The sequence below is a fragment of the Phocaeicola coprocola genome, from assembly GCF_041333015.1.
Classification (GTDB): Bacteria; Bacteroidota; Bacteroidia; order Bacteroidales; family Bacteroidaceae; genus Phocaeicola; species Phocaeicola coprocola.
In genome coordinates, this window is sequence record NZ_JBGKGM010000001.1 from 1,041,611 (window position 1) to 1,055,007 (window position 13,397).

The 13,397-nt window shown below is 41.9% G+C and carries 13 protein-coding genes, 2 tRNA genes and 1 pseudogene; 11 read left to right on the forward strand and 5 right to left on the reverse strand.

The genetic code is table 11. The features are described 5' to 3' along the window. Positions 1-44 precede the first annotated feature (44 nt). The 5 genes from ACDG22_RS04365 to ACDG22_RS04385 form a co-directional block, all read right to left on the reverse strand. Positions 45-1,235 carry a primase-helicase family protein gene (locus ACDG22_RS04365; protein WP_022217652.1) on the reverse strand — a complete coding sequence of 397 codons (1,191 nt, stop codon included), beginning with the start codon at positions 1,233-1,235 and terminating at the stop codon, positions 45-47. A 4-nt stretch (positions 1,236-1,239) separates the two neighbouring features. Then, complete coding sequence (locus ACDG22_RS04370; protein ID WP_005797547.1) at positions 1,240-1,554, reverse strand: helix-turn-helix domain-containing protein; 315 nt, start codon at positions 1,552-1,554, stop codon at positions 1,240-1,242. Between the two features lie 169 nt (positions 1,555-1,723). Then, a complete protein-coding gene (locus ACDG22_RS04375) occupies positions 1,724-2,674 on the reverse strand; it encodes a DUF6043 family protein (RefSeq protein WP_178269885.1) in 951 nt (316 codons plus the stop codon). A 6-nt stretch (positions 2,675-2,680) separates the two neighbouring features. Continuing rightward, positions 2,681-4,018, reverse strand: a complete 1,338-nt coding sequence (locus ACDG22_RS04380) for a site-specific integrase (protein ID WP_178269884.1) — start codon at positions 4,016-4,018, stop codon at positions 2,681-2,683. 639 nt (positions 4,019-4,657) lie between these two features. Further along, positions 4,658-4,730: transfer RNA gene (locus ACDG22_RS04385), tRNA-Pro, on the reverse strand. A 166-nt stretch (positions 4,731-4,896) separates the two neighbouring features. On the opposite strand from ACDG22_RS04385, the gene ACDG22_RS04390 reads away from it, so the two are divergent. From ACDG22_RS04390 to ACDG22_RS04440, 11 genes and pseudogenes are all read left to right on the forward strand, one after another. Beyond that, a tRNA-Phe gene (locus ACDG22_RS04390) sits at positions 4,897-4,969 on the forward strand. Between the two features lie 1,595 nt (positions 4,970-6,564). Beyond that, positions 6,565-7,572 (forward strand): RHS repeat-associated core domain-containing protein, encoded by a 1,008-nt coding sequence (locus ACDG22_RS04395; protein ID WP_370858793.1) that lies wholly within the window; start codon positions 6,565-6,567, stop codon positions 7,570-7,572. 55 nt (positions 7,573-7,627) lie between these two features. Then, on the forward strand, positions 7,628-8,170 hold the full coding sequence (locus tag ACDG22_RS04400) for a hypothetical protein (protein WP_270230926.1): 543 nt from the start codon (positions 7,628-7,630) through the stop codon (positions 8,168-8,170). Positions 8,171-8,632: 462 nt separating this feature from the next. Then, a pseudogene (locus tag ACDG22_RS04405) lies at positions 8,633-9,514 on the forward strand (RHS repeat-associated core domain-containing protein); the annotation flags it as partial. A gap of 323 nt (positions 9,515-9,837) precedes the next feature. After that, positions 9,838-10,335 (forward strand): DUF3836 domain-containing protein, encoded by a 498-nt coding sequence (locus tag ACDG22_RS04410; RefSeq protein ID WP_270230925.1) that lies wholly within the window; start codon positions 9,838-9,840, stop codon positions 10,333-10,335. Positions 10,336-10,385: 50 nt separating this feature from the next. Then, positions 10,386-10,856 (forward strand): DUF2975 domain-containing protein, encoded by a 471-nt coding sequence (locus ACDG22_RS04415; RefSeq protein ID WP_270230924.1) that lies wholly within the window; start codon positions 10,386-10,388, stop codon positions 10,854-10,856. A 125-nt stretch (positions 10,857-10,981) separates the two neighbouring features. Further along, positions 10,982-11,605, forward strand: a complete 624-nt coding sequence (locus ACDG22_RS04420; RefSeq protein WP_270230923.1) for a DUF2975 domain-containing protein — start codon at positions 10,982-10,984, stop codon at positions 11,603-11,605. Between the two features lie 26 nt (positions 11,606-11,631). Continuing rightward, positions 11,632-11,838, forward strand: coding sequence for a helix-turn-helix domain-containing protein (locus ACDG22_RS04425; RefSeq protein WP_270230922.1), 207 nt, complete (start codon positions 11,632-11,634; stop codon positions 11,836-11,838). Between the two features lie 88 nt (positions 11,839-11,926). Continuing rightward, complete coding sequence (locus tag ACDG22_RS04430; protein ID WP_270230921.1) at positions 11,927-12,163, forward strand: hypothetical protein; 237 nt, start codon at positions 11,927-11,929, stop codon at positions 12,161-12,163. A gap of 117 nt (positions 12,164-12,280) precedes the next feature. Further along, entirely contained in the window at positions 12,281-12,766 is a 486-nt protein-coding gene (locus tag ACDG22_RS04435; protein ID WP_270230920.1) for an RNA polymerase sigma factor, read from the forward strand. A gap of 15 nt (positions 12,767-12,781) precedes the next feature. Further along, positions 12,782-13,384 carry a hypothetical protein gene (locus ACDG22_RS04440; protein ID WP_270230919.1) on the forward strand — a complete coding sequence of 201 codons (603 nt, stop codon included), beginning with the start codon at positions 12,782-12,784 and terminating at the stop codon, positions 13,382-13,384. The last annotated feature ends 13 nt before the right edge of the window (positions 13,385-13,397 follow it).

A 13,397-nucleotide genomic window follows, 5' to 3' on the forward strand; every position in this document is an offset into this window, starting at 1 on the left:
AATACAATGTGTTATATACCATATTCATCATTTCATCAAAATAATCATATAGCGGTCAGCTGTTCCTTGGTTATCGTGTAGAACCTTCCTGTCTTCCTTTTCGTCTCGTAGTGGCAGTCTCGGGTGGGGGCGATTTCATAGGCTGTGTAGGAAAGCGAGTTCGGTGCGGAAGTCAGCTTCCATACTTCCTGAACCACTTTCCGCACCTGATGTTTCTCTGCCTTTACCTGCGAATATATGAGCAGTGTCATGAGGTCATTCAGGCAGAATGATACGCTTTCCACATTCATGTTTGACATGATGTCAAGGAACAGTTCAGCCATTTCTATCTCCAGACGGTTTCGGTTGCTCCGGATGATTTTCTGCAGGGCTGCCGTATGTGTCAGCTTCGGATTGAACCACATACGGCTTTCCTTTTCCGTTGAAAGCTCCCTTTGCGTCAGGAAGAACAGGAAGGCAGGAATTTCCTCTTTCAGCTTTTGTAGGAAATTCGTGTCATCGTTCTGCAGCGGATTTATCTTCCTTACCCAGTATCGTGTTTCTCCTGCGTCAATGATAACAGGCAGATACTCGTTGTTTGAACACAATACGAACTTGGCGAAGAAGGCTATTTCCGTGCGGTCTTTCCCTTTGGCTTCCACCTTGTAATTGAAAGTGGTGCTCAGGTTTTTCAACCGCTCGCTGTCTTCCCTGCGGTTGAGCAGCACCTCGTCCACGACAATGAGCAGCTTTCCGGCCCAGTCGGAATTGAACTGGCTCCGGAAATCCTCGTTGGTGTTGAATGTCACGTTATCCCCGAATACGGCTTTCAGGAAATTAAGGAACGTACTCTTGCCCGTGTTCCTCTCTTCCGATACCAGCAGGAGTATGGGGAGTTTCTGCAACGGCTGCAGGAACAGCAGTTGCAGATAGTCCAGTCCCAGATTGTACTGCTCACCGAAAATGTGTAGCACCAGAGAACGTATGTTCGGGAAATCCCCTATCTGCGGAGTATGCTCTATCGGTTCGTACAGATTCAGGAAACCGTCAATTTCCTTCCGGTAGTTCAGATGGTCGGGAACGGTACAGAATCCGTCATACTTCGGGACGGTCGCAAGATAGTTCTTCCCGTAGTCCTGCCTGAGTGTGCTGTTGTTCCATATCACACGTCTTTTCTCATACCCTCCGCTGGCGCAGGGCTGGTTTACGACCTTGTACAGTGTCGTTCCCACACGCATGTATTCTTCCTCTTTCATAGGCTCAGATTGAAGGATTGCGTTCACCCAGGATTTTCTGTATGTCCGACTGTCGGTATCTGACCTTGTTCCCCACCTTTACGGGTTTCAGATAGTTCTTCTTTGCCCAGTGCCAAAGGGTGGTGTCGCACACGTCGCACATTTTCTTCACTTCCTCCTTTGTGAGGTACTTTTCCTTTCTCGCTTCCGCAATGGCGGTGGAGAGTTCATGCTTGGCACGGCTTATCAGCTGGTTTGAAAACATGAGCAGGTCTTCGCCTGTCACTTCCAGTTTGATGTTGCCGTTTCCGCTTTGGATAATTGCCATCAGGTCTGTCATAGGCTTGTTGAAACTGCCGGTTGTAAGACTTCCCGTTTCGGCAGTATTATAAACGAAAAGCCACTACCCCGATTAGGATAGTGGCACAAATATATAACGAAAAATAATCGTAAATCAATGGGTTTCAATGCGTTAAATTCGTAAAATCCAAAAACGAATTAAACGAGTTTCAAGCGGATAGATAAGCTTTCAATTCCTCTATGGCAACATGGTCTTCCCCGATGTCCTTTATCAGTTTTTTGCTGCCTCCGAAAGGTGTGGTAAGGTTCCTGTACGCTTTCTGTATTCCCCTTTCGTGTACGATGCTGAGGTCTGTATATTGCTGTTGCAGTGCGTTCCGGAAAGTCTTTATGGGACAAGGTCGCATGAAGCGGTATTCCACCAGTGCGATGTACAGTCGTGCGATGTCTGTTTCGGTCGTATGCGTTTTCAGCCTTGTTCCGATTCTTTCCAGAATGACATCCCTGTTCTCTATCAGCAGCTCCGGCAGGGTGCGTGTGTCGGCTTTTCGTCCGGCGCTCTTGGGCTGTCCTTGCTGCAGGCTGTCCGTATCTTCCGTTTCGGTTTCTTCAATGTCTTCTTCATCCTCAATAGACCATTCCACGAGGTTGTTTTCCTCAATGGCTTTCTGTTGCTTCCTGAAAGCCACCCAGTCCTCTTTGGTTCTCATGCCGCTGCTGATGCTCTTCTTGATGATGAACCTGACCATGTAGGAAACAAGCCATTTGTATAGTCCGGTAATACCTTTTCTTTTGGCCAGTTCCTCTCCCTGTTTCACCATGCACTCATAGCTCCGTCCGTAGTACAACCATGCGAGCATGGCAGGTATGATACTCCGCCTTTTTGAATGATGGAACTCGTTTACAATCTTTTGAGCAAGGTCAGAATCCAGAAGCACATTCTCCAGTTCCTCGAAATCGGAGATTTTGTCGTCTCCGATCCGTCTGCGTGTGGCTTCCTTGTATCTCGGTACCAAGGTTGTGGCAACCTTGAAAACCTTGACGAATCCCTTGAACTCCTTGTCGTTCATTTCTTCCACGAAAGTCGCATATTCATCGGGGTGGCTGTCAAGCCACTCCCTTATCAGTCTTTTGAAATTGTCATATTCCTGTTGTCCCATATAGGCTTAGTCTAAAAGTTTAACGAGGTCTTTCTTCATCTCTTCGTCAATATCCCTGTACCGTCTGAAAGCCTTGCTGCCTTCCTTGTGTCCCGACAGTGCCGAAACAAGATTCGGGTCTTTCACCTTCTTATAAATATTGCCGATGAAAGTGCGTCTTGCAAGGTGGCTGCTTGCCACTTCATAAAGCGGTTTTTTGACTTCATCACGTGTCAACGGGTCTAAGATAGTGACAATCCTGTCCACTCCTGAAAGTTTGAATATCTTTTTTATTGCCTCATTATATTTCTGTTCGGAAATGAACGGCAGGAGTTTTCCCTCATGTCCTTTATACCGTTCGAGAATTTCCTTTGCCTTTTCGTTCAACGGAACACGTACCGTTACAGGATTGCCCTCTTTGGTTTTCTTCGGTATGTATTCAATGGCTTCATTTACCACGTTCAGTTTGGTCATTCTGTACAGGTCGCTTACTCTGCATCCTATAAGTGTCTGGAAAATGAAGATGTCCCTCTGTATCTCCAGCTGTGGAGTGGCTGACAGGTCAGCATTGAAAATCTTGTCTCTTTCTTCAAGGTTGATATAAACAGGGGTTCCGTATTTGCACTCCTCTATCGGAAACTTGTCAAACGGTCTGTTGGCGGTCAGATTGTTGTCAAGGCACCACAGGAAGAATGTGCGTATTCTTGAAAAGCAGTCTATCAGGGTATTTTTCCCTCGTGGTTGCGGAGTTCTCTTTTCTGGAATGGCTTCATAAATGCTTGGGTACAGTTCATAATACTGGTATTCGTTCTCGAAGAAGTCCCACATGTCCCGCAGCGTTTCAGGTGTGACGGTATCAACATCAAGAACAAATCCTTTTTGCCCTCTTTTTGTTTCCCGTACATACAGCTCATAACGCAATAAGGCTCTTTTTACCACCCTGAAATTCTTTTTCCTTACTTCCGATAACGGATGCTTTTCCAGAAAGCTGTCAAACAGCTCTCCGAAAGTCGGCTTGATGACAATCTCTTCCGGTGTGAAATACTTTTCAGGATGATAATATCTGTCTAAGGTCAGTTTCAGCCATTCTTTATCAACGGATTCTTTTTCCGTATGAAAGGATTTTTCCACATAGGTTTTCAGTTTTCGTATCTCTTCATTTATGCCAGTCCTTAAATCTTCGTTGCAGACAGCTTTTGTTTTTACACACTCTGCTTTGTCATCCCACAGATTGGGATTGATTGAAAGCTGGGTAGGAGCAACAGAATCAAGCTGTCTTCCATTTCTCAGACGGATATAAATAGTTGCGGTTGATTCTGTATCATACCGTTTTGCCGCTTTTTTAATGATGAAAGTTACTTTCATAGGCTTGCAGGTTAAATATCTATCTGGATGCAAATATAGATATTTTCCCCACATTTTCCCCACATCTGCTAAATAATTTGCAATTGGATTAATTCGGATTAAAATTTAATATGATTGTAAATAATTGATATATAGTTATATTGCTGTATTTTTCTGCGTTTTTCTTTTTACCCACATTTTCCCCACTTTAATTATTTCAAATGCGGGTCTGGGTACAGAAAGAAAGGCTAAGTAATTGATAATTCATTACTTAGCTTTTTCTTTTTTTTAATTCTCCTGCATTTTCCTATATGTGCAAAAAAGGATCAGTGAAATCTTTCAGTTCTTTTACGTTGATTTCTTTACTTTACATCTGAAATGGTGAAATAATTCAGTGTCACTTTAGGAAGAAGAAAGTGGTAACCGTTAGTTTCCATAATTGATGATGATTTGTTTTAAGCAAATATACAATTTTACCAGATCACTCCTCTGATTATTGCGTTGATCACTTTGAGTTACGCCAAGGGTTACAAAAATTAGTGTTTCCGGGTGGCGTCTTGTTTGATAATGAAGTATTTAAGATATTCTGTAGAATATCAGCAAGTTATAAAGAAGATAAAACAAAAGCGACAAGCAATTTTCACTGCTTGTCGCCTTCTGTCGGAATGAGGCGACTCGAACGCCCGACCCCTACGTCCCGAACGTAGTGCGCTACCAACTGCGCTACATTCCGAATGCAATTTTACTTATTTGCGGTTGCAAAGATATGTATATTTTAGGAACCAGCCAAATAAATAAGTGAAAAAATGGATAAAAATATTTTGATTCATTTTATAATGGAAAAATATTTGTAAACTTCAAAACTTTGCTTACCTTTGCAACCGCAAACGAGAAAGATTGGTGCCATAGCTCAGTTGGTAGAGCAAAGGACTGAAAATCCTTGTGTCCCCGGTTCGATTCCTGGTGGCACCACCTAAAAAACTCCGAAATACTTAATTATCAAGTGTTTCGGAGTTTTTCGTTTTAGCAGATAGTGCTGAGTTACCTATAAAGTTACCTATAAGGTAATCATCTGAAACTGTTTAAATCGCCTTAAATCGCCTTGATTAAATACCATTAAAGACTTCCTTTTAATCTTCAAACTGATTAAAGCGCCAATAAAAAAGGCCAGCCACTCACGCCCTTCTTATTCGTACTACATTCTTTTTCCTCTCGTTTCAAAAGCATCATAGAAGCACAATCCCGTAAATTAGGCACACTACCTTAAACGTGCATCATAAACAGAGAAAACGCAAAAATCCCAATGACACAATGACACTTTGACCTTATTGAACTTTTTGACCTTTTACCCTTTTTCCACATTATAAACCATCATACCTATAACCGAAGAACCGAGAGCTACATACAACCTTATATTTATAACCGTCAGCCCATAGAACACCGAACCCATATACAAGGCTATCTAAAACCTACGTAACATGGACACAAAGTGTATTGCACCCTTGAATATCGAGCACTCGGCATGAGAGACTAAACATATCAATATGCAATGTTACCACAACTGCACTATCAGATGAGCAAAGATACCAACAACAAGAGCAACAAGTATCTTGGTCTGTCAAACCTTGGTATAAACTTGAAGAAAAAAGCGGAGAAACTATCCTTTTTTAGTCGATTTAGGCTTGCAGTTAGAGCCAAGCAAGTTGTACTTTTGTGGGCACAAAATTCGTTTTGCCCCCTCAAAAGTAACTTGCCGACTACTACCGCAGCGGAGCGATAAATCGCTGTTTCGCTTTGCGAAAGAGGACGTTTTAAAGGAAAACGAACCAGCTAAAGGTAACTGTGGTTACAAGCTACCTTGTTACAAAGCATCTTGGTCGTCAGATTGATTGTTTTCAGTTGCTTCAATTCATTTATCCCTCAAACAGTGCTATCTAAGGCTATTAAACGCTAATACTTAAGTTATTTATTCTGTGTTTCTTATGTATTAAATACCCATACAACTCAAACACAATCAAACATTAGTTAATTCACATTACTTTATACATTTTTCATCAGGTAAACAGGTAAAATACACCACAACAAAACACTACTTTTGTACTCTGTGCCTATGTAACAAAACCACTGCTTTCAATATATCTAAGTTTAGGTTATATCTTAGATGACATAACCTCTTAACACAACCGCTTCCAAGAACAATATCTATACCTACGGCAAGACTGATGGCAAGAAGTTCCAGCTGGCTGAAGTGAATCTATGCCTCTGTTTTGAAACGCATCCGGTATGCCGGTAGTGAGACGGACATTTTTGGGCTGATTACAAGCAAAATATTCCACTCTACAGCAGGTAATCAAGGATAATTATGCTATCTTTGAGGTGCCGTACAACGGAACGGACAATAACGACTATGTGGACGGACAGGGATTGCTTTTAGCATTATCGGCTGCACTCGGAAATCTGCAAACAAGTTTGCATTTCGCTCGTTGGCACGATAATTCTGCTGCGACGACGGTTCACCCGAAGCTGCGCAAGCCCGTGCCCTGGCACTGGAAAACAACTTCCAGGATTTGGACGCATACGAGAAGTTGCAGTTCTACTACCATCCCGACCACTTGGGCAGCAGCAGCTACATCACCAACCTGGACGGCGAGGTGGTTCAGCACATCGAGTATGTGCCGTTCGGCGAAGTGTTCATTGAAGAGCGGAACAGCATCTGGAATACGCCTTATCTCTTCAACGCGAAGGAATTCGACGAGGAGACGGGATTGTATTACTATGGTGCGAGGTACTATGACCCGAGACTGAGTTTGTGGATAAGTGTAGATCCTTTACAAGAAGAAAAACCTTGGTTCATGCCATATCATTATTGTTCAGTCAATCCTATTAATAGAATTGACGAAGATGGCAATAGTGATGATGTAGTGCAATTTTGGAAAAATGGTCCATATGTTGATATGTCTAAAGCCAATGGAAGTTCGGTTACTGTCAAAGGATTCCCTCGTGATAATAGATATTTTTGGAATCAATTGTTGAAAACGCATCCAGAAATGTTCAGTAAAAAAAATATCGAACTGATAAAAGCAAAAAGAGCACCAATTGTTGACGAACAATGGATTTCATATAACAAGATGCATGCTAATTATAAAGGTAATAAGTTGGTACATCATCATGTAGAACAAGGGCGATTTGCCGTTCCTTTACCAGAAAGTGTACATAGAAAATTCACTTCTCAACTACACAAAATAAATGGTAGTAAATTTAATTCTAATGTGCGTATGGTCAAGGGGACATCCTTCTTGTCTTCAATGACAGCCTTGTTTAGCATGGTATCCATATTTACCGATTCTCCTAACAGTCCAATTTATATGTTTCTTAGCCCTGGTGAAGGAAAGCAAAATAGAGCATATGTAGATTTTATGACAGGACAAATTTATGAGTGGAGTTTACGTGACAATAATATCCGCGAAGTAAGATTCTACAAGGATTATAAAAGAGTTGGAGGTACTTGGAGAGGTGTTGATATGACAAATAAACAATACTTTGATAAATCAGGCAAGCCTTTACTGATAAATTAATTAAATAACGAGGACACACCATTAGTTTATGGTGTGTCCATAATTAATATAGAATATGAAAGCTATAAATTTTGTTACTGAAATTTCTAAAATCAAGCCGAATAAATCAGAGATAAAGAAAAATACTGATTTTTCGGATGAATTTATAGATGCTTATATTAATGATTTGCAAATTGTAAAAAAGAGCACTAATGTAAGTATCTCTGCAGATAATGCCATAATTGATTTAATATTTAATTATGATTTGACGAATTTAAGAATATTAACTGTATCCTTTAATAAAGATACAGATACATTAGAAGACGATAAGTATATTTATGTAGGATGGGCAGAAGCCTTTCCTTTTGCCATATTGAAGGAAACAGGTGAAATTGTTGAACTTGACTGGGAAGACCCAACCTATATTATAAGCTATATGGCTAAAGATCAAAGTTCATTCTTAGACATTTTAATAGAAATAGAAAAGTTGAACCAAAAGGATATTTTTGGCTCAATAACAGAAAAAGAAAAGAAAGAAAATCTCAAGCAAATTAGTATTATAGCAGGTGGAGATAAATATTCTTGGTTCCTATCAAATTTTGATAATGAAGAAATATGAAAGTATCAACAAAACAAGGCTATAAACCGCCTTAAAATTCAGTTGGGCTTATCAGAGGATAATTCCCTTATATCTTTGAAACATTTTCCATCTACAAGGTTCAAACACTACGGCATACAACGTCTTGTCCGTGTCACCGACAAGGAGGGCAATGTAACGACCTCCACTTACGACATGGGTGACCGCCGCACCGAGGTGAACCATCCTGCAAGCGGCATCACCACCTTTACGTATGATGCACTCGGCAATGTGCTGAACAAGCAGACAGCCAACCTTGCCAAGGAAGGCAAGTCCATTACCTACGACTACGATTATCACCGGCTGACGGGCATCAACTATCCCGACCACCCGGAGAACAACGTGAAGTATTACTACGGCGGACGCAACGCCTCGCAGAACCGCATCGGTCGCCTGATGCTCCGTGAGGACGGAACGGGAGCCATCGAGTACTTCTATGGCAAGATGGGCGAAGTCACCAAAACCCGCCGCACGCTGATTGTGCCCAACCAGGCGATTGCCACCTATGTGACGCAGTGGACCTACGACAGCCACAACCGCCTCCTGGAAATGATCTACCCGGACGAGGAGAAGGTCACTTACTCCTACAACCTCGGCGGTCAGCTGGAGAAGGTACGCGGCTACAAGTCCTACGGCTATGACTATGTGAACCGCATCGGCTATGACAAGTTCGAGCAGCGCACCTACCTGAAATACTGCAACGGTGCGGAGACCTTCTACACCTACGAACCCGCACGCCGCAGGTTGCAGAACCTGACGGTCAACGCAGGCGGCAAGTCCATCATGGACAATGGCTATACCTACGATGCCGTAAGCAATGTGCTCAGCATTGCCAACAAGGCCGCACTTCCCGAAAGCGGAAAGGCGGGCGGACAGATGGCGCATGCCTATACGTATGACGCACTCTACCGCTTGGCAAGTGCTACGGGAACCTATGCCGGAGCGGACAGCAAGACCGCTTCCTACCGGCTGGAAATGAGCTACGACAACATGCACCGCATCGTGTCGAAGAAACAGCATCTAACGCAGCAGGGCGTGCAGTTCGACGGTACGCTCCATGTGGGCTATGACCTGGCCTATACCTACGGCAAGACTGAGGGCAGGAAGTTCCAACTGGCCGAAGTGAAGGATGCGAACTACCGCACGGAAGAGAATCCGGACTCCGTGGCCAAGGTGGACAACAACCATACCTATACTTACGATGCCAACGGCAACCTGGTCCATGTCAATACAGGCCGCATCAAGCAGGACGGCGCGTTGGATTCAACCGCAGCCGAGCGCAAGCTACGCTGGGACGAGGAGAACCGCCTGACGGCTTCCGATGACACTTTGAATGCTACGGACGAATGATAGAAAACAGCAGGATCAAAACGGTATTTAGACCATCAAGCAAGTAGGTGAAACAACAGGTATTACTTTTGTGGGAATTATTGAACGTAACCTATAGATGGAGATAAGACTTCTAAGTCCGATTATCTGGTATATAATAATATCATGCTTAATCACCGCAACAGAATAAAAAAATATCGTTTATCGATAAAAAATATCTGTTTTTTATTTTGCTGATTCAAAAAATAGTATTTCCTTTGCATATCGAAAAACGATAAATACTTATCGAAATTCGTCAAACGGAAGTATAACTTAAAAATTTGAATAGTATGAAAACTTTGGGATTGATTTTGGTATTTGCAGCAAGTAATCTGGTAAATGTTTTGGCTGGTAATGTAGAAAGCAAGTTTGCTTATAATGTAGAAAAGAACGGCGAACAGGTAACTTCGCAGACGGTATATCACGTGGAAGAGGGCAAGTATCTGAAGCAGCACCTGAAATATGAATTCCACTACGATGCAGCGAACCGCCTGACTCAGAAAGAAGCCTGGAAATGGAATGTGGATGCGCAGGCTTATGAACGCTATTACTGTTTGAACTATCACTATGCAGACGATGAAGTGACTATGGAATATGCCTTGTGGAATGAAAAAACTCACGCTTTCGATGCAGCGAAGGAAAAGGCAGTTTATCAGTTGGAGGCCGGCAATGTGAACTATTTTGCCTTTGAGTGGAACCGGCATCTGCAGGACTGGAACCTGATGGTCAGCCACGATACCTGGGCTGCTCAGGAAGTGCAGTTGCTGGCTGAGAAATAATAGGATTCGATCATGAAGTTAAAGTTAATCACCCTCTAAAAAATGGAATTATGAAATTTAAATGGATAGAAAAGAAATACTCGGCAGAAGAAACCACATCTATTATGCGTTGTTTGGGCATTATGGCCGGTTGCGGCATTTTTTCGGCTATTATCCGTAACCTTACTTTGTGTTATCGATTGGGAAAAGATGATACGCCCGATTTTATCTGGCAAATTTTGCCGGAGAATGTTACGTTGCTTTCTCTACTGATTTGTGGAGTTTTAATGATTCTGATGATGCGTAATGTACGCAGGAAGCAGGTGTTTACTCTGCAGAATGCCAATCTGATTGCTGGTATCGGTTTTTCATTGGAAGTCAACGGATTGGTGCTAATGATTCTTCATTACTTGTCTCCAGCTAGCAGTGATGGCAGCCAACAGTATTTGATTTTCATGTTGATAGGAGTTTTTTTCTTGTTTATCAATTGCCTGTTTAAGTTGGGCATCCAGATGCAGGAAGAACAGGATTTAACCGTGTAATAGAATCGTAATACAATGAAGAAAAAGAGTTGTATTTAAAGTCTTCATCTTCAAAGGGGAATGACAATAAACAAGAATAGGATACAGGAAAGAAACGGATGATTGATTTTTAAAATAAAAAAGATATGAAAGCAATTAAGATATTGGCCGTATTGGCCTTGGTGATGTTTTTGGTAGAAGTGCTTGGTAATGCAGCTGCAGGTTTTATGAGAGGAAGGGAAGATTATCAGGAGCAAGTAGAAAAAAGAGAACATGAACATCGCAAAGAAACGTGTACTTTGCAGTTGAAGGCTGTTAGAGGAGAGCAAGCTGTTAATTTCATTCATAATAAGAGCGGACAGTTGTTTCTGCCTTACACGGTGGAATCTATTACGATAGAAAATATTACGCCTCCTATTTGGAGTTGGATTCTTATGGTACTGTCAGTTCCTTTGGTTCTATTCTTTTTATTTGGTATCTATTGTGTGGGTAGGCTCATTGTATCGGTTTTACGCGGTTCTATTTTTACGAAACGTAATGTGTCGCGAATGAGATATTTTGTCTATTCTTTATTGGTCTTTGGGATTTTAATGGAATTGCATCAATGGATTCTTTATCAGTCGGTAGCACCCCAAATTACCTTGGAAGGATATGAAGTAGCGAGCTATTCTTTGACAGGCGCGTGGTTCGGTTATATCATGCTGGCACTCTTTACCGAGATTTTTGCAGTGGGCGTGAAGCTGAAAGAAGAACAGGATCTGACGATTTAATTGTTTAACCTAAACGTATTGACTTTATGATAGTAGTGAACCTTGATATCATGATGGCTCGCCGGAAAATGTCTTTGGGCGAGTTGGCCGAAAAGATTGGTATTACCCCTGCCAACCTCTCCATTCTGAAAACCGGAAAGGCGAAAGCCATCCGTTTCTCCACCCTAGAGGAAATCTGCCGGATATTGGATTGTCAGCCGGGGGATATTCTGGAATATCGGGAGGGGGAATGATTTTTCTGTAAATTTCTGTAGTGATTCAGATACATTCGTGTCTAATAGGCAAAGAAACAAGAATAATTTATAGGTAAAAAATAGTAGAATGGAACTGTTGAAAACAAAAAAGTATTGGGTGGCAGCTTGCTCTGTGCTGGTTACTTTGTTCTTCATGCTGGTGTTGGCTAGCGTTATCTATTTTGCATGGATTATGCCGTTATTGGAAACAAAACTTCTGCGCATTTATGGAGTGATGCTTTGGTTGTTCCTCTGCCAAGGATTGTATTGGAAATGGGTAGTTGTCTGCACCAGTTGGTGGAAAGTGTTGACCAGACATGGATAGAAATAAAACAAGTGCTTCGGTAATTTTACTTGCCGAAGTATTTTTTTTATTTTTTCTGTAGTGATTCAGATGTATCGTGCGTCTAATAGGTAAAGAAACAAATTAAAATGCAAAACAATGGAAAAGAAAGGAGAGAAAGAAGCCGCCTTCATACAGCTGCTGCATGACTACCGGACAACCATCTACACGGTATGTTTCATGTTCTCTAAAGATAAGGAGGAAGTAGAGGATATGTATCAGGAGGTGTCGATTAACCTCTGGAAGGGATTCGGTAACTTCGAACACCGGAGTGAACTGAAAACCTGGATTTACAAGGTGAGTCTGAATACTTGTATTTCGTTCGACCGCAAGAAAAGACAGCGGAACACGGTTCCTCTGACTATCGACATCGACCTGTATGAAGAGAAGGACCAGGAATCCAAACAAATCAAGATGCTTTATAACCGCATCAACAAACTGGAACCGTTCGACAGAGCCATCATCCTGCTCTGGTTGGAGAATCTGCCTTACGATGAGATTGGTGCCATCGTAGGAATCTCTACCAAGAACGTATCCGTAAAACTTTCCCGCATCCGGGAGCAACTTAAAAACATGCACGAATAATTAAAAAGAATCATTATGGAAAAGAATACAATAGATCACATGGAAGAATTGAAACAGCAGTTTGCCATCCTTACCGATAAACTGGAATCTCAGGAAATCAACAACGAACGACTGCTACGTACGGTCATGAAAACCAAGATGAAGAGCATCAACAAATACTATTATTGGCTGTTTTTCCTGGGATTGCCGATAATTATTTTATGCTTTCAGACTTTTTACTGCAAAGGACAAGTGTCTTTACTATTCTATGTATCTACCGTGCTGCTTGCAGTTTTGGATACTATATGCGGTATGGTAATCAATAAGATGGGAAATAATCAGTGGCAGGAAGCCGATTTGCTGACAGCCCGTCAAACTTTGGTACAGATGAAACAAAGACGAAAAAAGGGAGAAATAATTTCTATTCCGCTCGTTATTATATGGTTATCTTTTTTTGTCCTTGAAGTATTTAGAAGTAGCGCAAATGCCTTTATGCTTTCTACGTTTGCAGTGATTGGTGGACTGCTTGGTTTGGGGATTGGGCTGTTGGCATACCGGAAGATGCAACGTACCAACGATGAACTGATTCGGGAAATCGATCAGTTGAAGAAAGACTTGTCCGATGAAGAAACCATTTAAAGAAATACTACAC

Coding starts and splice junctions, on each gene's coding strand:
- ACDG22_RS04375 (WP_178269885.1), bottom strand. CDS start 2,674: ATGGGACAACAGGAATATGACAATTTCAAAAGACTGATAAGGGAGTGG.
- ACDG22_RS04415 (WP_270230924.1), top strand. CDS start 10,386: ATGAAATTTAAATGGATAGAAAAGAAATACTCGGCAGAAGAAACCACA.
- ACDG22_RS04420 (WP_270230923.1), top strand. CDS start 10,982: ATGAAAGCAATTAAGATATTGGCCGTATTGGCCTTGGTGATGTTTTTG.
- ACDG22_RS04400 (WP_270230926.1), top strand. CDS start 7,628: ATGAAAGCTATAAATTTTGTTACTGAAATTTCTAAAATCAAGCCGAAT.
- ACDG22_RS04425 (WP_270230922.1), top strand. CDS start 11,632: ATGATAGTAGTGAACCTTGATATCATGATGGCTCGCCGGAAAATGTCT.
- ACDG22_RS04365 (WP_022217652.1), bottom strand. CDS start 1,235: ATGAAAGAGGAAGAATACATGCGTGTGGGAACGACACTGTACAAGGTC.
- ACDG22_RS04370 (WP_005797547.1), bottom strand. CDS start 1,554: ATGACAGACCTGATGGCAATTATCCAAAGCGGAAACGGCAACATCAAA.
- ACDG22_RS04435 (WP_270230920.1), top strand. CDS start 12,281: ATGGAAAAGAAAGGAGAGAAAGAAGCCGCCTTCATACAGCTGCTGCAT.
- ACDG22_RS04430 (WP_270230921.1), top strand. CDS start 11,927: ATGGAACTGTTGAAAACAAAAAAGTATTGGGTGGCAGCTTGCTCTGTG.
- ACDG22_RS04380 (WP_178269884.1), bottom strand. CDS start 4,018: ATGAAAGTAACTTTCATCATTAAAAAAGCGGCAAAACGGTATGATACA.
- ACDG22_RS04440 (WP_270230919.1), top strand. CDS start 12,782: ATGGAAAAGAATACAATAGATCACATGGAAGAATTGAAACAGCAGTTT.